The organism is Hymenobacter segetis, from assembly GCF_038448715.1.
Lineage (GTDB): Bacteria > Bacteroidota > Bacteroidia > Cytophagales > Hymenobacteraceae > Hymenobacter > Hymenobacter segetis.
In genome coordinates this window covers 1-18,036 of sequence record NZ_JBCEVZ010000014.1, presented here as the reverse complement: position 1 = coordinate 18,036, position 18,036 = coordinate 1, and the positions used below count along the sequence as shown (strand labels likewise).

Genomic DNA, 18,036 nt, shown 5'->3' with positions numbered 1-18,036 from the left:
ATGGAATTTGTTTTAACAAATCGCATTATTGGGCTGTCATTGCTCATCCTATTAGGATGCTCGCCCGTGATTGAACAAAATCATGATGATATAACTTTGTTTAAAAAGTTATATGCAGACTTAAGAGTCATGAACAAGTCAACAGAGAATGTTATCGATGGTAAAGTAACGCCTGTATTTATAGGGGGCAATCTTATACAACTATCCATTGTAGATATGCCATTAGATAGTATACCCTCATCAATCAATATGTTACGACACCTGTATGAATTAACAATATTTAATTGCAAATTAAAAGATATAAAAAATATACATAATCCAATTATAACGTCTTTAAATATATCTAAAAACAATTTCTCAAATATTCCAAACCTAAAAAAAGCTCTTCCGAACTTAAAATACTTAGATATTAGTGACAACCTTTTGGAAGGTCGCATAAACATTACAGGGCTTAACGATTCTATATCCTCTATAAGCTTTGCAAAAAATAAGATTAGAGTTTTAACATTCAAAGAGCCGTTAGAAAATTTGACATCCGCTGATTTTTCGTACAATGAATTATCAGAAATTGATGCGTCAATCTGCGAGAAAACAGCTTTGAAGTATATTAATATATCAAATAATCCATTAAAAAGCAAGACACGTACAACTGCTTGTGGCACGGTTTTAATAACAACAAAAAACTATATTGATTAATCAAAGCGTGATGCAATAGCAAGCCCTTGGTGTATAGTCACAAGGTCAGGTAGGCTGGGCTTGGGTAAAGATAGTCGGGTTCATCTGCCACTGGGCACAGACGAATCCGTATAGAGTCAGTCCGCGCAGCGTCTTCGGGAGCTTGGCGTGGTTGTAGGCCAGCAAAAAGGCTTGCAGTTGCTTGTTGAGTTCGTCGGTCGTCTGGTAGTGGTAGCGCTGGACCGTGGCCTCTTTGATAGTGCGGTTCATGCGCTCGACCTGGCCGTTGGTGCACGGGTGTGCCGGTTTGGTCAGGCGGTGCTTCACGCCTAAGGCCCGGCAGATGCGGTCAAAGATGTGCCCGCCCGGAAACCACTGGAGGGGCTGTAGCGTGAATTGTACGCCGTTGTCGGCCAGCACGGTATGGGATTCGTAGGGCAGCTTTTCCTGCACCCGCCGCAGAAAGTCAACCGCGACCATGCGCGTGGCCCGCAGGTGCAACTCGGCAAACGCCACTTTGCTGGTGCGGTCAATGGCGACAAAAAGTACTGGCGGCCTCCTTTGGTGCGTACTTAGGCGAAGTCAACGTGCAGGTAACCGATGGGGTAGTCTTAAATTTCTTTTTCGGGGGACTCTGCCCGTTCTCGGTGAGGGGCAGGCGGCTGATGTTGTGGCGTTGGAAATAGCGGTGCAGCGCCGAGCGGGAGAATTGCGGAATCGTGGCTTGCAGCATGTATATACAATCGTCCAACGCGAGCAAGGTGTGCCGGCGAAAGGCCACGGCGATGGTTTCCTGCTCGTTCGTAAGCACCATTGAGACTGGCTCCGGGCCCATGCGCGCGTCCTGCACACCGGGGAGCTTGCGCCACTTGGCCACCGTTTTCGGGTTGATGCTGTAGCGCGTGGCTAAGCTTTGTAGGCTTTCCTGGCTGTGTTGGATAGCGCACCGTAACGCTGCCCTTGCGCGGGTGCTGCCGTGTAGTACTTATCTCATAAGTGTATGCGAAATTCCAGCCCAGCAAATACACCATCGCTCTCTGGGGCTATACACTGAGGACACCATGCTGAACATAGTTTAGCGGCTACTTATTTGTACTTTGCTGTGCATTCAATTCTACGAGTACTGGGACAGTAATATCAAACCCGTTCTTGGAATACGCAATATTGTCCCCTTCAGCAGTAAGAAATATCAAATCATAGTTATGCTGCTGGCCATATTGCTTTAGAAAAGCATTAGTGCTGTCTACCACCGTGCGGGTAAGCTTTTCCTGCGCTTCCCGGTCCTGGCCCTGAATGGCCAGTTGGTACTCTCCTAACTGCTTTTGACGGACCCGCAGGGCTGTTTCGGACTCAACACGTTGCGCCGACGTGAGGCTGGGCCGTTTTTTGCGGTATTCCTGAATGCTGCGGGCCGTTTCCGCCTGCAACGTATCAAAGTTGCGCTGCCACTCCTGTTGCTGACGGTGGTAGGTGCGCCGGGCCTCCACCATGCCCTGGAAATCGCTGAGAAGCCGGGTAGAATTCACGTAGGCAATGCGGGGCGGGCGGTGCGTGAGGTAGAGCGTGATGCAGCCGACCAAGGCCAGCAAGGTCAAGAGTCGAAAAAGCCAGTCGAGGCGGGTAGTAGGGGTAGGGGACATTTATGACAGAAGAAATGGGTGCGTCAAAGCTAGAAACAACAAGCTGTTTCGCGATGAGTTAATTAAAAATCCGGGCTTGTTTATTCCAGCACGAGTCGCCGCGATGCCGTACCCGTATCCCCAATGAGTTGCACCAGGTACAAGCCGCGCGCCTGCTGTGTCAAATCCAACGCCACGTCTTCGGCTTGCTCGTGGACGGTGAGCACACGGCTAAGCACAACCTGCCCGGTGCTGTTCAGCACCCGTACGCGTTGAAAAGGCCGCAAAGGGTTGGCAATGCGTAGGGTGACCGCGCCACTTGCCGGATTCGGAAAAAGGGTAAAACCTGCCGCTAGTTTTGTGGCCCCGGCAGCGGTGGCCGCGGGCGTGCCTACCTGCAGGTAACGGGCAGTGGTCAACTGGTAGCCCGCCGGGCTGCGCACCGTGAGCAGGTAGTAGCCGGAGTGGGCCGCCGTCAGGTTGGTAAGCGTCGGGCGGGCCTGGGTGGACGTGAAGCCCAGCGGCCCTTCCCACAACGCCGTTGCGTTGGGGGCCAGTGCCACGCGGGTGCCCAACTGCACGGAGCCGCCGACGCCCTGCGTGCCGGTGACCGTAATGTCCGGCGGCGCAAACGCCGACAAGCTCGCCACGGTTACCGTGTAGTCCTGGGTTTCGCCCCCCGTGAAGCGCGTGCAGGCCCCGCCCGCCGGAATCTGCGTTCCCGCACAGCGTACGCGCAGGTGCAGCGGCCCCAGCGGTTGGGTAACGGGCAGCGACAGCCGAAACGCCGGGCCGAGGTTTGACAGGGGGAGGTATTCGCTGGCCTCAAACACCCCGTTGCTGTTGAAGTCGGCCCATACGGCCGTCGAGGATCCACTGGTGGTGGACACCGTGCAGACGCAGCCGGCCCCGGCCGTCACCACGGCGTGCGTTGAGTCGGTCATCCCGTAGGTTCCGTAAATCGAGGCCGCGGGCGAAGCCGTTCGGATGCCGCTGGTGTTTGCCACCAACGAGGCCCCGCCCCCGTCTATTCCGAAGGCGCGGATGCCGTCCGATATCGTACTAAAGCCGCCCAGGTTGCTGGTGCAGGGGCACGGCGCGGTGGGGGCCACCGTCACCGGGGCCGACACGGCCGTGTTGGCTCCCGCCGTCACCCGCACCCGGAAGGACGTGGCGGTGGTGATGGGAACGGAATAAAGCACGTCCTCGGTGCTGGCCAGCGCCTGCCAGGCCGTGCCCACCAGCTGTTCCCACTGCAGCCCGCTGCCGCGCGAATAGCCAGCCGTGGCCAGGCGCACCGGCTGGCCGGCGCACACGCTGGCCGCGCCGGTGACCGTGCCCGCCGACAGCGGCAGCGCGGGGGCCGGGGGCCGGGCCAGGGTCACGAGGAAGTCGCGCAGGTACGACACGTTGGGGCCGCACTGGGTCGAGGCCGCCAGCAGGCCCTGGCCGCTCATCACGCGCATCCGCACCACCCCCGGGCGGGCCGTGGGCGGCACGGTCAGCGCGGAAAGCGTGTCGTTGTTGGCGTAGGCAAAGCCCTGGCGCAGCACGGTGGCCTCGTTCTGCGTGAAACGACCGTCGGCGTTGTAGTCCACCCAGACCGTTACCGGGTACAGGCTTTGCCCGTAGACGTGCTTGAGGTACACCGGGTACGAAAGGCCGATGAGCAGGGTCGCCGTGTTGGCGGGCACCGCAGGCGGATAATACTGGTATACCATCAGGGGTACCGAGGCACTCTGGCGCACGTACAAGGGCGTATTGCCGATGGCAATGGACGCCAGCGCGATGCTGGAGCTGCCCTGCTGGGTCCTGGGCGTACAGAAGCACAATTGCGGGTCGGGCCGCAGGTACACGGCCGGCGAATAGGCCGTGCGCCCGGTGCACTGCACCCGCACCCGCACGTAGAGCGAATCCTGGTAGCGGCTGGCCGGGCCGCTCAGCTGGGCAGCGGTGGCGCCCGGCACGTCGGTCCAGGCCAGGCTGTCGGGCGAGGTCTGCCACTGAAGGGCCGCGTTGGGCGTGGGGGCCAGCACCGAGACGGGCGGCACCGTGCCGGGGCAGAAGGTGCGCGGCCCCTGCACCTGCCCGCTCACCAGCGGCGACGCCGCGCAATCCGGCGGCCCAATTGTGACGAGTAAATCCAGGGTTTCGCCGGTGCCCTCGGGCGTGCAGCTGAACGTGGGTATCAGGTTAGGAAAGCCCAGGCTCTGTACCTGCAAGCGTAACCGCAGGCCGGTGAGGCCCAAGGTCGCGGTGGCCGGCACCGTAACGGTGGCCTGCACCTGGGTATTGCCCGGGCCGCTGTTGGTGAAGGCCAGGTATTCGTTGGCCTCAAACACGCCGTTGCGGTTGAAGTCAATCCAGCCCAGCACATACTCCCCGGCTGGCACCACGGCCCTGAGCAGGTACACGCCCCCGCGCTGCAACGTCACCGTTTGCGAGGCCGGGGACAGGCTCAGGATGCGGCCCACTTCGTCGGGCTGGGTGTCGCAGCCTGTCGGGGGCACGTCCAGAGTTGTATTGGGCATCCACACCCGGCCCAGTCGGCTCAAATTGCCGCAGGTGCTGGTGCTTGAGATGGGAGGGCGGCAGTAGCACAGCGCGGGCACCGGCACGGGCCGGAACGCCGGGCTGTAGCGCGTGGAAGTGCCGCACACCGCCCGCGTCCGGTAGTAAAGCGGCGTCGCCGTGATGGGGGACGTAGTCAGCAGGTCGGTGGTGGCCAGCGGCACGGTGGTCCACGTCAGACTATCGGCCGACGACTGCCACTGCAGGCTGGCCCCGGCCACCGCGGCCGCCGGGTAGTAGAGCGTGGCCGGCAACCCCACGCACACCTGCGGGGCCGTGATGCGCGGCATGGCCACCGGCAGGCCCGCACACGGCGACGGCGTGATGGTCAGGCTGTAGTCCTCCACCTGCCCCAGCGAAGGGGCCGAACAGCTCGTCACGGGCTGGCCCACGATGTCGGCCACTACGCGCATACGCAGCGGGGTGCCGGTAATGCCGCCCCCCGCAATGCCCACCCGCGCCGACGGGCTAATAGCCGACAGCGATTCCATGACCAGTTCCTCGGGCTCGGCAAAGCTGCCGTTGTTATTGTAATCGATGTACACCCGCACCTGGTGCGGCGAGGTATTGCCCGTGGTTACTTGGATGGGGTAAATCTGGCCCTGCTGCACCACGAAGCGCCGCACGCAGCTAAAATCTTCGTAGCCCGCCCGGCCGTCGGCCGAAGCATGGCTTTGCCCAGCCAGGCTCACCTGCGTGATGCCGTAGCCGCAGCAGGGGGCCGTGGCGACGGGGGCACAGGCGGCGGCCACGCCCAGCGCCGGGTACCAGGTCACGGCCGTGGCCTGGGTCACCGAATCGCAGCCGAAGGCGTTGCAGGCGCGCAGCTTCACCGCGTAGGTGCCGGTCTGGGTGTAGGTATGGCTGGGGTTGCGCAGCGTGCTGGTGGTGCCGTCGCCGAACGTCCAGCGCCACGTGGCGGGGCCGCGCTGGCTGAGGTCGGTAAAGCCGAACGTGCCGCCGCAGGCCTGCGTGGCATCAACGCTGAAGGCAGCCACGGGTGGCTGGGTGGGCACGCCAAGCAGCACGCCGTAGTCTTCTGTCTGGGAGTATTGCGGAGTCGAGCAGGGCGTGGGCAGGGGCGAGGCCTGCGCATCGGCGGCCACGCGCAGGCGCAGGCGCACGCCCAGCACCGCCGTGGTCGGAATAACCGCCGTGACGCCGGTGTGCAGCCGGGCGTTGTTGGACGAGAACAGCAACTCGCCCACCGGGTCGAACGCCCCGTCGTTGTTGTAGTCCAGCCACACGCGCACGTTCTCGTTCGTATTGGCATTGGTGGTGATGCTGATGGGGTAGTTCAGGCCGGGGGCCAGCGATGTGCGCTGCGTGCAACCGTAGTTCTGGTAGCCATCCGCTGTGCCCGCCGTCGTGGTATCGATGCTGCCGAGCCGGACCCGGAAAATACCCATCCCAAACGCCGCTGCCTGCGGGTTACTGGCCCGCCCGGGGGTGCAGGTAGCTGCCACCGGGCACTGGGCCACCACCGTGGCCGGACGAAAGGTAAAAGCAGTAAGGAGGGAAAAGAAAAAAGAAAGGTAGAATTGCTTCATCAGGTAGAAATTAAGCCGTTGAAAATTGTCACAAAAGGAAGCCAAATATAAACCGGTTTCCGCTCCCCCATTGCCGGTCGACCATATTATTGAATAGCGTTGCTAATCTGGAAGATGGGCAGGTACATCCCGATGAGAATCAGGCCCACCACCCCGCCCAGAAAGAGCATGATGAGCGGCTCCAGGGCCGTGCTCAGCAGCGCGGCCCGGTGGTCCACCTCTTCGCCGTATTGCTGGGCCAACAGGTTGAAGAAATAATCCAGCTTATTGACCTCTTCCCCGACTTTAACCAGGGCCACCAGCCGGGCATCGAACAAAAAGCCAAACTCCTGCAGGCTGCTATGCAGCGGCGCGCCCAGCAGCACCCGGGCCTCTACCTCCTGCAACGCCCGCGCCAGGGGCGCAAAGCTGAGCATTTGCCGGGCCAGGGCCAGGGCTTGCAGCAGCGGTACGTGGGCACCGGTGAGCAACGCCAGGGACCCGCACAACCGCCCCAAGTATACGCCGCGAAGTAGTGGCCCCAGGATGGGGATGCGCAACATAAAGCGGCTAAGGAGGTAGCGATAGGTCGGCACGTTGGCCAGCCAACGGCCCAGCAGCACGAGGCCGAATACGAGCGCGACCCCTAACAGGCCGTGTTCGCGCACGCCGGCCGACAGGCGCACGATGGCCTGCGTCAGGGGCGGCAACTCGCCGCCGAAGCGGCGAAAGACGTCGGCGAACATCGGCACGATGAAGCGCAACATGAACAGCACCGCCCCGGCCGCCGTGGAGAGCACCAGCGCCGGGTACGCCAGGGCTTGCAGCAACTGCCGGCGCTGCTTGATTTGGCGGGTGTAGTAGCGGGCCAACTCGTGCAGGATGTCGGCCAGGCGGCCGGTTTCCTCTCCAATCCGCACGCTGTGAAACTCGTAGGCAGAGAAATGGCCCGATGCTTCCAGGGCCGCGGCCACCGTGCTGCCGCTTACCACGGCGCTGCGCAGTTCCTCCAGCGTCGTCCGTAAGGCTCCCTTGTGCTGGTCCACCTGCAAGTCCAGTGCCGTTTTGATATCGACGCCGGCCCCGAGCAACATGCCCAGTTCCAGGTAGAGGGCCTCGCGCTGCTTCGCGGTGGGCTTGCCCCGGTTTCCAAATGAAATGTCCCGGCTCAACAGGGTGCTGAACTGCCCACCCCTTGCAGAGGAGGGAGCGGCCAAGGGTGGGGCAACGGGGCGCAGGCGCAAGCCATTACTCATAGCGGGGAAGCGGTCAGGGGCAGGGAGGGTACCTGTTCTTGCGCCGCGTATCGCGCCGCGGCTTGCAGGTAAAACGTGTCGCGGGCCGCGGTGCCCGCCGTGATGGCCAGCTCATCGATGAAGCCGCTCGTGCGGGGCTGGCCTTGCCAGTAGTAAGTGCATTCCCGCACTGTCATCGGCAGCGTATCGATGACTTCGCCTTGCTCGCGCACCAGCACCGAATCCCGGAAGGTATAAAGCACCCGCCGGCCCTCGCGTTCACAGCGCACCTGGTCATCGGCCACGGCGACTATGGTGCCGGCTCGGAAGTCCGCTGCCAACGCCGTTTGCCAGGTGCTGACCTGGCTCAGCGCCGCTGATTTGCGCTCGATGGCCCGTTGCTGGCGCTGCACCATGCGCAACGCGGCATAGGCCATGCTGAAGAGCAGGGCACTGACCACCATCACGAGCAGGAGCTCAAGCACGGTGAAAGCATTAAGGCGAGACGAGCGGCGGGGCATAAACGAGCTGTTGCAAATGGGCCATTTCGTGGCCGCGCACGGCCGCCGTGATGCGCAAGGTAATCAGGTAAGGCGCTTGCGGCGAAGTACTCACTACTTGTTCCAGTTCCAGGGCTCCTTCGTGCCAGACGCGGGATTGCCAGGTCCGGTCCCGAATCGTCTCGGCGGCCACCCGGGCCACCACTTGCCGGGCGCGCAGCGGCAATCGCTGCGGCCCGCTGACGACCAGCCGCGTGAGACTGGCCATCGCGAGGCTGAACACGAGCACCAGGATGACGGAGGCCACGGTGACTTCGACCAATGACGAGGCCACCAGCCGGCGGCGGCTTAGTGAAGCCATGCGATAATGCCAGTAGGCGCTCCTGCGTTAAGCAGGGGCGAGGTAAGAAACGTGGCGGGGAGCGCCGGCCGGTCCAGCACGGCGTTCACCAAGTAGTTGTCGTAGAAGGTGGCGGGCGTGCGATATACCAAGCGGCGGCACATCACCGTGCCGCGGACTGTGCCGCAGTTCTCAATGATGCCTGCCGAGAACACCTGGCCCTGCACGGTGGCCCCTTGCCCCATGCGAATGGTGCAGGGTACATTGCTTCCACTCGTGGTTTGGGCAGCCACGACAACGCCGTTGATAATACTATTCTCGCCGAGCAAGACCTGCGCGGTCGCTGCTGTGGGCACCGCTCCAACTGAATTAAAGGCACACACGGCACTTGGGTACAACAATTCACAGTTGGACTGGACGTCGGCGGTGTCGCGGGCCATAATCTGAACCCGGCCCCGAAAACCGGATTTCACCACGACCACTGGCGCAATCAAAAGAACATTATCAAAGTGATTAGAGGCCTCCACCACCAAGCGACGCGAACTGATGACCACAATTTGTCCTTCCAGGGTGAGCCCCGTCAGCGTGATAGGCTCGGGCCGGTACAGCACGGCCGCCGCCCCGACGAAGGAAGTGCGCAACGACCGTAGGTTGCCAGTCGGCTTGCTGCCGGTAGCCAAAAGGTGTTCCAGACGCAGGGTGGCGTATTCGCCCAGGCGCGCCAAGCTGGAATCCGCACTGATGGGCAAACCGGACCGGCTGGGCTGCCGGCGGCCGGTCACGGCCGGGCCCGTGCGCGCGGGGCCGGTCAGGGGCAGGTTGGCATCGCGGGCGGTTTCGCCCTTGGGCAGGTAGGCCCCACCCCGAACCTGGGCGTCGCCATTAAGGCTGAGCGGAGTGTTCTCGTTGGCCAGGTATAAGGCGGCTTGGTTGGCTTCTGAAAACTGACTACCTAACAGCGCCATAACGGTATCGGCCAGCGGGCCCCGAGCCGCGATGACCACCGCCACGTCAAATACTCCCCAGGGCTTTTTCTCAATCATCACCGAATCGGTGCCTTCCCCGAATAAGTCCCGCGACTGCCGCCTTAAGTAAGGCAGGCTGGTCGATGCCTGGGCATAAGCTAGTCCGGATAACAGATTGCGACTGACGATTTGCCGACGCTCATCCCGCTGCATCAGCAGCCGGCGGTTGCTGGTCAAAAACAGCAGAGACAGCAGAATGGCCGCCACCAGCATGCTGACGACGATAACCAGCATCAGCGCCCCCGCGGGCAGCCGCTGGGGCCGGCCGAAGTTCCGGGTCACGAACCGGCCTGCTTAGGCGTTACCGGCGGGAGCACCTCCTTTTTCGAGCCGCTCTTTTTCTTTGGCATCGGAGCAGGCGTGACGGGGGCACTGCCCGGGGCGGGAATCGCCCGAGTCGCCCTGCGACGCTTGAGCTTGATTTTCCAGTAGGCCGGCTGCCACCAGCGCACCACTGGCGCAGCGGCGTTTGGAGCAGCCGGACTGTGCTTCGGGGGCGCGGCGATGGGCAAGGGCCGGCTGTTGGCATCGTAGGCGATGGTTCGCCCCCGCTGCCGCCCCTGCCGCCAGTGGCTGGTACTGGCCAGGCTGCCATCGGGACGCCAGGTGCGCCACGTGCCCGTTTTCAGGCCCTGGCGCAACGCCCCGTTGCCCAGCAAGTGGTCGTCGCGGTCAGTCAATTGGTAGGAACCATCAAGCAAATGGCCGTTGTAGCCCCCCGCGTTGCGCTGGATACGGTCTTGGCCTTGCCAATAATAAAACCGGTCGGGCCTGGGTTGTGGGTGCCGCAGTGTGGTGGTGAACCGCTGGATGGTGTCCCCATTGACGAGGGTAATGCGCGTGCGGTTAATAGACCCGCGCTCCAGCTTGCGCAGTGACTGAGCGTGCAAGCCCCCCGGAATCAGTCCGCTCAATAACAGCCCCCAAAGCACGCGGCAATAAATAGTATTCATCAGCGAATCGTCCGGATTTGTAAATAAGGTAGATGCCCGGCGAATTGTGCGGGAAAATACTAGTTATTTCTTTACTTTTAGCCCCCGATTGTTTATCGTCCTTTCATTTGCCTACTCCATGGTTTTTTCTACCCCTGCTATTCGGAAGTCCGTTTCCGCGGGTCGCCTGCCGGCGTTCACCCTCACCGAGCTGCTCATCGTCCTGGTTATCATCGGTATTCTGGTGCTGATGGCCCTGCCCGCCCTGATGCCGCTGATTAGCCGCACCCGGAGCGTGGAAGCCAAGCAGATGCTGACCCACCTGCAGGCACTGGAAAAAACGTATTTCTACGAGCACTCGCGCTACACCAACAGCCTGGACGACATCGGCTTCGAGCAGGAGAAGCTGGCCACCGAGAACGGCAAGGCGAACTACCAAATCGTGATTACCGCCGCCGGCCCCACCACCTTCGCCGCCCGCGCGACCTCGGTGGTCGATTTTGACGGGGACGGGGCCTTCAACGTGTGGGAAATAGACCAGAATCAGAACCTGGTCGAGGTCACCAAAGACTAGGCCCCGTACCTGCCATGGAACAGTATCTACCACTGGGAATTGCAATCGGGGCCGGCAGCATTCTGGCTTTGATGTGTTACCAGGATTGGCAGGCCCGCAGCATCAGCTGGCCCGCCTTTCCGGCGTTGGGCGTCGCCTTAGTGGCGTTGCATCTTTTGCGAACCCCGGCGGCCGAGGTCGTCGGGCAGGTAGCCGTGAGTTGGACGGCCCTGGCCATCTTGCTGACCGCGCTCACGGTCTACGTGCGCCTGCGCTTCCGAGGCCTGCGCCTGCGGGACTGCTTGGGCAGCGGCGACGTGCTGTACTGGGTGGTGGCGGCCCTGTACTTCGCCCCGGCGGAATTTCTGCTCTACTTCCTGGGGAGCTCGGTGGTGGCTCTGGTCACGGCGGCCGTGGCGCAGTGGCGACGGCCGGCCGCCCCCGCGGCTTTTCGCATTCCCCTGGCGGGGGTGCAGGCCGCGTGTCTGCTGCTGGTGCTGGGCATTCAGACCCTGGTGCCGGCCTGGCCCGCCCCGGGGTCGGACCTTGACCGGCTAACGCTGCTGCTGCCGTGATGGACGCCGAGCCCCTGGTTATCGCCGCCGAACTGCTGCCCTTGCTCAACGCTCAACTGGCGTGGCATTACCGCGTGGTGCCGTTTTCAGCCACCGCCCAAGAGCTGGAGCTTTACACCGAGCCGGACCGGGCCACCCCGGCGCTGGCCGAAGAGTTGGAAGTGCTGCTCGGCCGAGCCGTGCGCCTGCGCCCCGCCCCGGTGGCGCAGATAGAGCGCACGCTCAACAAGTATTTTCTGCGGCAAAATACTGCCGGGTCCGCGGCCCCCGGCCCGGCCGCGGCGGTCAGCAAGGCCGTGGCCGCTTCCGACGACTTTCTGCTGCAGCTCATCCAGGAAGCGCGCAACCTGGCCAGCAGCGACATTCACATCGAAGTGTACGCGGCCAAGGCCCGCATTCGCATCCGCATCGACGGGCAGCTGGTGGAGCGCTACCACCTGCCCCGAACCGACTACCCGGCGCTCATCAACCGGGTGAAAATCATGGCCGGGCTCGACATTGCCGAAAAGCGCCTGCCGCAGGACGGCCGCTTGTTCATCGCCGCGGGGAGCCAGCAGAAGATGGATGTGCGGGTGTCGGTGATGCCCACCCTGCACGGGGAGAAGGTGGTGCTGCGCCTGCTCAACAACGAGGCCGTGGCCGTGGAGCTGTCCTCGCTCGGCTTCCACCCCGACGATTTGGCCACCTACCTCGAAGGCGTGCGCCGTCCCAAGGGTATGCTGCTGATTAGCGGACCCACGGGCTCGGGCAAAACCACGACGCTCTACGCCACGCTCAAGCTGCTGAACCTGGAAAGCCGCAACATCCTCACCATCGAAGACCCCATCGAGTACACGCTCGATGGCGTCAACCAAGTGCAGCTGCGGGAAAACATCGGCCTGACCTTCGCCGCCGCGCTCCGCACGTTTCTGCGCCAGGACCCCAACGTCATCATGGTGGGCGAAATCCGGGACCCGGAAACGGCGGCCATGGCCGTGCGCCTGGCCCTGACCGGCCACCTGGTTCTCTCCACCATCCACACCAACTCGGCCTGGGGCACGGTCTCGCGCCTGATTGATATGGGCGTGCCGGCCTACCTGGTGGCCAATACGCTCAACACCAGCGTGGCCCAGCGCCTGCTGCGCCGCCTCTGCCCGGTCTGCAAGCGCGAGGAGCCGTTCAGCCCGGCCCTGTACCCGCGGCGGTTCGTGCCCTTCCGGCCGGTGGCCGCCCACTCAGTGGCAGTGGGGTGCGAGCAGTGCCACTTCACCGGCTACCGGGGCCGGCAGGCCGTGTACGAAGTGATTCCCTTGGATGAAGAATTAGCCGACCACCTGAAAGCCAACAACCTGAATGTGTCCCACCTGCTGGCCGAGCGCGGCATTATTTCGCTCGCGGAGAATGCCTTCGCTTTATTCGAACGGGGGGAAACGACCTTGGAAGAAATCTACCCGTTACTCTTTGGCAACTAACCGACCGGAGCGCCTCCGACCACTCGGCTGGCTCCTTCTCTTTCTCGTGCTGCTGACGCCGCGCGCGCAAGCGCAAACCGCGTCGACCAGCAGCACGTTTCCCAGCACCGACCGCTTCACCGTTATGGGCCGGCGGCTGCAGGCCCTGGGCGACTCCACGGCCCCGGGCCTGAACCAGCGCGCCAGCCTCTCGGTGGCCGGGGTGTCCATTCAGGAGTTCCTGCGGGGGCTGGCCGAAACCCACAGCCTGAACGTGAGCATCGACCCGGCCCTGCAGGTGAAGGTGAGCAACAACTTCACGGACGTGAAAGTGGTGGACCTGCTGTTGTTCCTGGCCCGGGAATACGACCTGGACGTGCGCGTGACCGGCAATATCATTGCTTTCTACAAGTACGTGCCGACCCCCGAGGCCAGGCCCGCGCTGCTCGCCAAGAAGCTGCGCCTGACCTACGATGGCCCCCAGGACCGGTTCACCGCCGACCTGGCCGGCGATAGCCTCAGCAGCTTCGTAAAGCAAGCGACCCAACTTACCAAGCGCAACATCGTGCTGGCTCCTGGACTAGGCGGGCGCACCATCACGGGCTACGTGGAGGCCCTGCCCCTGGCCCAGGCCCTGGACCGGCTGGCGTATGCCAACGCCCTGCGCCTGGTGCGCGTCGACGACCAGTCGTACGTGTTGCAATCCACGGAACCGGCCGCCGGTACAGCCACGGCGGCTACTGCGGCCCGCCCCGCCCGGACTGGCCGCGGTACGGCCGGCAATGGCGTCGGATTATCCAACCCCGGGCGCAGCAGCCTGAGCGGGGCCGACGTGGTGGTGGCCGCCGGTGCCGACGGCCAGTCGCGGGTCAGCATCGACGCCGACAACGTGCCCATTGGCCAATTGCTCACCGACGTGTCGCTGGACATGGGCGTCAACTACGTCCTGTTCTCGGAGCTGACCGGCAACACGACCATGCACATCCGGCAGCTGGCCTACGCCGATTTTCTGGCCCTGCTGCTGCAAGGCACCACCCACACCTTTGAGTTCACGGCGGGGCGCTACGCCATCGGCGGGCGGGCCCTGGAAGGGTTTCGGCGCTCCAGGGTGGTCAAGCTCCAGTTCCGGCCGGCCGACAAGCTGGACGAAGTCATCCCGACCGAGCTTAAGAAGGGCGTCGAAATCAAGGTGTTCAAGGAGCTCAACAGCGTCATCCTGAGCGGGAGCCCGCCGCAGATTGACGAAATCGCGGAGTTTCTCAAGAGCATCGACAAGCCGGTCGTCAACGTGCTCATCGAAGTAATTGTGGCCGAACTCCGCCGGGGGCACACCGTGAGCACCGGCATCAGCGCCGCCCTGGGCGACTCCACCGTCAAGACCGGCGGCACGGTCTTCCCGGGCCTGGACATGACCCTCAACTCCAAGAGCATCAACTCGGTGCTCAGCAAGCTCACCTCGCGGGGCCTGGTGGACCTGGGGCGGGTAACGCCGAATTTTTACGTGACGCTGCAGGCCCTGGAGCAGAACAGCTACCTCAACATCCGCTCCACGCCCAAGCTCGCCACCCTGAACGGGCACGAGGCCAGCCTGAAAATCGGTCAGTCAGTGTACTACGTCGAAACGGTGCAGAACGTGAGCGGGGGCGTCACGCCCATCATCACCCGCAGCCAGGTGTTCAAGCAGGTCTCGGCCGATTTGTCGATTAAAATCAACCCCATGGTGTCGGGCGACGACAACATCACGCTGACGGTGGACGCGCAGTTTTCGGATTTCATCGACCCCGTCATCGTGGGCGCGCCCCCCGGCAATGCCACCCGGCAGTTCACGTCCATGATTCGGGTGAAGAACGAGGACATGATTGTGCTGGGCGGGCTGGAGGAAGTGCGCAAAACCCGGAGCGGTTCGGGGGTGCCCATCCTCTCGCGCATCCCCATCCTGAAGTGGCTGTTCAGCTCGCGCCGGGATGCCAAGCAGACCAACAAGCTGGTTGTATTCATCAAGCCCACCATCATGTACTAACCCGCGATGCGCTTACCGATGGTCTTTTCTGCCCTGCCCGCCGTCACCGGCGTGGCGCTCACCTTCCAGGCGGACGGTAGCTGGCGCGCTGATTTCTGCGGAATCAGCCGCCAGCGCGACCTGGTGCGCCTCACCCAGCAGGGGCAGGACCTAACTTCGGCCGCCGCGCTGGGCGAAGCCCTGGCCCCGGGGCCGGTGCCGCTGGCCCTGGTGCTGGCCGGGCGCGGGGTGCTGTGGCGCGCCCTTCCCGGTCCGGCCCCGGAGTCGGCCGCCGCCCGGGCGGAGCCACTCATGGCCGCGCTGCCGGGCGTTAATCTGAGCGACTTTTACATCCAGTACCAGCCCGGGGCGGGGGAGACGCAGGTGGCCCTCATCCGCCGACAGTTGCTGGACGCGCTGCTGGCCGAGCTCCACACGGCCGGCCTGTGGGTGGTGGCCGTCAGCCTGGGGCCGTACGATTTTGCCACCCTGCTGCCGTATCTGCCCGCGGCGGCCCAACGCCCGGTGCTGGCCGTGGGCGATTTTCAGGTGCGCCTCAGCGCGGCCGGCGATGGCCTGGCGGCCGTCGAATACCAGCCGGGCGAGGAAGCGGTGCCGGCGGCCTTCGCGGTGGGCAACGACGTTTTTTCCTCCCGCCAGGTCCTGCCCTACGCGGCCGCGCTCACGGCATTGGTGCAGCCGCCGGCAGCGGGGGAGGAGCGGCTGCCAGTCCCCCGCGTACGGGAACTCCGGGCCGAATGGAGCTATCGCGGCCTCTACCAGCGCCTGCGCCTGGCCGTGCCCCTGGTCATCCTGGTACTATTGCTGACCAACTTCTTCGTAGCCCAGCACCTAATCGACGAGCGGGACCATCTGACGGCCCGCCTCGGCAATAACCAGCACCTGCTGCAGCAGGTGCAGCAACTGCGCCAGAGCACGGCCCAGAAACACCAGTTTCTCACCAGCACCGGCTGGGCTCAGCCCTCCTGGAACAGCGTCTGCGCCGACCGGCTGGCCGCTTCCATGGCCCCCGGGCTGACCCTGCTCAGCCTAGACGTAGCGCCGGCTTCGGCGGGCGGCGGTGCCCAGCCGCAAGCAACGTTTCAGCCCGATTTGGTGACGGTCAAGGGCCAGTGCCGCGACGCCCAGCAGTTTAACGCCTGGCTGCAGCGCATTACCAAGCGGACGTGGGTGCGGGCCGTGCGCGACCAGAATTTCACCTACGACTATGCTGCCGGCGTGGGCACGTTCACCTTTACGCTGGTGATTAAACCCGCCGTGCTCCTCTCCTGATGCGAACCCTTACCTACCGGCAGCGCACGGCCCTGGTGCTGGGCGCGGGCCTGCTCTTCTTCGTCATCGTGTGCGCGGGTTACCTGCAGCCCACCTTCGCCCTGTGGCGCAGCAACGTCGCGCAGGCGCAGGCCCTCGTGGAGTTGCAGCGCGCTCCCGAACAGCTCCAACAGCTCACGGCCCAGGCGCGGGCCGACGCCTGGCTGATGCGCGGCTACCGCATCGACACCACCCGCCAGGAAGGTTATCTACTCAACCAGCTCAGCCAAACCGCGCGCCAGTACGGCGTGACGTTGGCGGCCCTCTCGCGCGGGGCAACCCTGAACCACGCCGGCTACCAGGTGCAGACGCGCATTGCCAAGCTGCGAGGCCCGTTCCGGGGGCTGGTCCAGGCCGTGCACAGCCTGGAGTACGAGCGCCCGGTGGGCCGGCTCGCCTCGGTGCGGTTCGTGGTGGAAGAAGACCGCAAGCAACGCCGCGATTTTCTGTTTGCCTACCTTTATTTACAAAGCATTTCCCGCGAAGTCCATGAGAAGCCTCTGCCGTAATTCCTTGTTGCTCCTGTTGGGCGCGGGCCTAATGGGGCTATCGCTGGCCAGCTGCGACGACCTCATCGAGCCGGATATTTCGGCCCGGCACGTGTTACTGCTCACGCCCACCGACAGCAGCCGCACCGCCGTCGTGGTCCAGACCTTTCGGTGGGAGCCCGTGGCGAATGCCCGCAGCTACCGGATTCAGGTGGCATCGCCTTCGTTCGCCAGCCCCACCAAAGCGTTCCACGACTCGACGGTGACCCGCACCTTCTTCACCACGACCCTGGTGCCGGGTGCCTATCAGTGGCGGGTGCAGGCCGTGAACGGGAGCTACGAAACCGCGTTCAGCACCCGGGGCTTCCAACTCGACACCACCACCCGACTGACGGGGCAAACGCTACAGCTGGGATTGCCCGCCGCCGGGGCGGTGACCAATGTCCCGGTCGTCAACTTTAGCTGGACGGGCCTGCCGATGGCCCAGCGCTACCAACTAGTTATCTCGCCTAATCCGCGGGCGGGGGGCGGAGCTGCCCTGGATACGCTGGTGGGTACGGCCACGGCCGTTAGCCTGCGCCTGCCGCGCACCAGTCAGGTGTACCAGTGGCACATCACGGCCCTAAACGCGAATAGTTCGGCAACCTCGGCCACCCGAACCGTGGAAGTAGACGTGACGCCGCCCGCCGCTCCAACCCTGGTGAGCCCGGCGGCTTCGGCCTTGTTTCTGACCTTGCCGGTAACACTCACCTGGTCCCATCCTTCGACGGATGTCGTGCGGGACAGCGTGTTCTTCTACGAACCCAACCAGACAGCGCTTTTCAGCGGTTTTCCCAAGGCCAGCAGCGGCACGACGCTGGTGTTGCCTGCGCCCGCCATTCCGCTGTCCACCGGCACCTACTACTGGTCGGTGCGCTCCGTCGACCGGGCGGGCAACGTGGGGCCGGCAGCTGCCAAAAGGCCTTTTATCATCCAATAACGCGGGTCCCGAGTGAAAAATAAGCGTTTGCTCTACGTGCTGCTGCCAGCGGTGTTGGCCATCTGGGGCCTTATTTTTCAGCGCCTCTGGTCAGCGGCGGAGGGTGGTCCGGAGGCGGCGGTAACGGAAATAACCCCACCGCGCTTCATCCACCGCCCGGTAGCCTCGCACGGACCACCAAAATTGCTGCTGAATTACGTCGACCCGTTCAAAGGCGGGAAGATAAACCCGCCCCTTTCGGTAGGGGTGGCCGG

At 63.3% G+C, this 18,036-nt stretch carries 16 protein-coding genes and 1 pseudogene; 9 read left to right on the top strand and 8 right to left on the bottom strand.

The window, feature by feature from the left end:
- Entirely contained in the window at positions 1 to 696 is a 696-nt protein-coding gene (locus AAFH49_RS07975) for a leucine-rich repeat domain-containing protein (RefSeq protein WP_342297157.1), read from the top strand.
- A 45-nt stretch (positions 697 to 741) separates the two neighbouring features.
- On the opposite strand, the pseudogene AAFH49_RS07970 reads toward AAFH49_RS07975, so the two are convergent.
- The 8 genes and pseudogenes from AAFH49_RS07970 to AAFH49_RS07935 all read right to left on the bottom strand — a co-directional run bounded on the left by AAFH49_RS07970 (position 742) and on the right by AAFH49_RS07935 (position 10,384).
- Positions 742 to 1,615: pseudogene (locus tag AAFH49_RS07970) on the bottom strand (IS481 family transposase).
- 142 nt (positions 1,616 to 1,757) lie between these two features.
- Entirely contained in the window at positions 1,758 to 2,270 is a 513-nt protein-coding gene (locus AAFH49_RS07965; protein ID WP_342297155.1) for an OmpH/Skp family outer membrane protein, read from the bottom strand.
- A 125-nt stretch (positions 2,271 to 2,395) separates the two neighbouring features.
- The gene (locus AAFH49_RS07960; RefSeq protein ID WP_342297154.1) at positions 2,396 to 6,415 is read right to left on the bottom strand and encodes a GEVED domain-containing protein; all 4,020 of its coding nucleotides are present in this window, start codon (positions 6,413 to 6,415) and stop codon (positions 2,396 to 2,398) included.
- Positions 6,416 to 6,501: 86 nt separating this feature from the next.
- Complete coding sequence (locus tag AAFH49_RS07955; RefSeq protein ID WP_342297153.1) at positions 6,502 to 7,611, bottom strand: type II secretion system F family protein; 1,110 nt, start codon at positions 7,609 to 7,611, stop codon at positions 6,502 to 6,504.
- A 35-nt stretch (positions 7,612 to 7,646) separates the two neighbouring features.
- The gene (locus AAFH49_RS07950; protein WP_342297151.1) at positions 7,647 to 8,114 is read right to left on the bottom strand and encodes a PulJ/GspJ family protein; all 468 of its coding nucleotides are present in this window, start codon (positions 8,112 to 8,114) and stop codon (positions 7,647 to 7,649) included.
- A 10-nt stretch (positions 8,115 to 8,124) separates the two neighbouring features.
- On the bottom strand, positions 8,125 to 8,490 hold the full coding sequence (locus tag AAFH49_RS07945) for a hypothetical protein (protein WP_342297149.1): 366 nt from the start codon (positions 8,488 to 8,490) through the stop codon (positions 8,125 to 8,127).
- Entirely contained in the window at positions 8,478 to 9,776 is a 1,299-nt protein-coding gene (locus AAFH49_RS07940; protein WP_342297147.1) for a hypothetical protein, read from the bottom strand. Before AAFH49_RS07940 ends, AAFH49_RS07945 begins: the two co-directional genes overlap by 13 nt.
- Positions 9,773 to 10,384 (bottom strand): toxin-antitoxin system YwqK family antitoxin, encoded by a 612-nt coding sequence (locus AAFH49_RS07935; protein WP_342297146.1) that lies wholly within the window; start codon positions 10,382 to 10,384, stop codon positions 9,773 to 9,775. The genes AAFH49_RS07940 and AAFH49_RS07935 overlap by 4 nt, the downstream gene beginning before the upstream one ends.
- A gap of 181 nt (positions 10,385 to 10,565) precedes the next feature.
- Between AAFH49_RS07935 and AAFH49_RS07930 the strand changes: the two genes are divergently transcribed.
- The 8 genes from AAFH49_RS07930 to AAFH49_RS07895 all read left to right on the top strand — a co-directional run.
- A complete protein-coding gene (locus AAFH49_RS07930) occupies positions 10,566 to 11,000 on the top strand; it encodes a type IV pilin protein (protein WP_342297144.1) in 435 nt (144 codons plus the stop codon).
- A 14-nt stretch (positions 11,001 to 11,014) separates the two neighbouring features.
- Positions 11,015 to 11,554, top strand: a complete 540-nt coding sequence (locus AAFH49_RS07925) for a hypothetical protein (protein ID WP_342297142.1) — start codon at positions 11,015 to 11,017, stop codon at positions 11,552 to 11,554.
- Complete coding sequence (locus AAFH49_RS07920; protein WP_342297245.1) at positions 11,554 to 13,005, top strand: GspE/PulE family protein; 1,452 nt, start codon at positions 11,554 to 11,556, stop codon at positions 13,003 to 13,005. The genes AAFH49_RS07925 and AAFH49_RS07920 overlap by 1 nt, the downstream gene beginning before the upstream one ends.
- Before the next feature lie 46 nt (positions 13,006 to 13,051).
- The gene (locus AAFH49_RS07915) at positions 13,052 to 15,004 is read left to right on the top strand and encodes a type II secretion system protein GspD (protein WP_342297141.1); all 1,953 of its coding nucleotides are present in this window, start codon (positions 13,052 to 13,054) and stop codon (positions 15,002 to 15,004) included.
- An 18-nt stretch (positions 15,005 to 15,022) separates the two neighbouring features.
- Complete coding sequence (locus AAFH49_RS07910) at positions 15,023 to 16,276, top strand: hypothetical protein (RefSeq protein WP_342297140.1); 1,254 nt, start codon at positions 15,023 to 15,025, stop codon at positions 16,274 to 16,276.
- Positions 16,276 to 16,824 (top strand): hypothetical protein, encoded by a 549-nt coding sequence (locus tag AAFH49_RS07905; protein WP_342297139.1) that lies wholly within the window; start codon positions 16,276 to 16,278, stop codon positions 16,822 to 16,824. Before AAFH49_RS07910 ends, AAFH49_RS07905 begins: the two co-directional genes overlap by 1 nt.
- Positions 16,825 to 16,828: 4 nt before the next feature.
- Positions 16,829 to 17,782 (top strand): hypothetical protein, encoded by a 954-nt coding sequence (locus tag AAFH49_RS07900; RefSeq protein WP_342297138.1) that lies wholly within the window; start codon positions 16,829 to 16,831, stop codon positions 17,780 to 17,782.
- Positions 17,783 to 17,794: 12 nt separating this feature from the next.
- Positions 17,795 to 18,036: hypothetical protein (locus tag AAFH49_RS07895; protein WP_342297137.1), on the top strand; the 242-nt coding region annotated here is incomplete at its 3' end.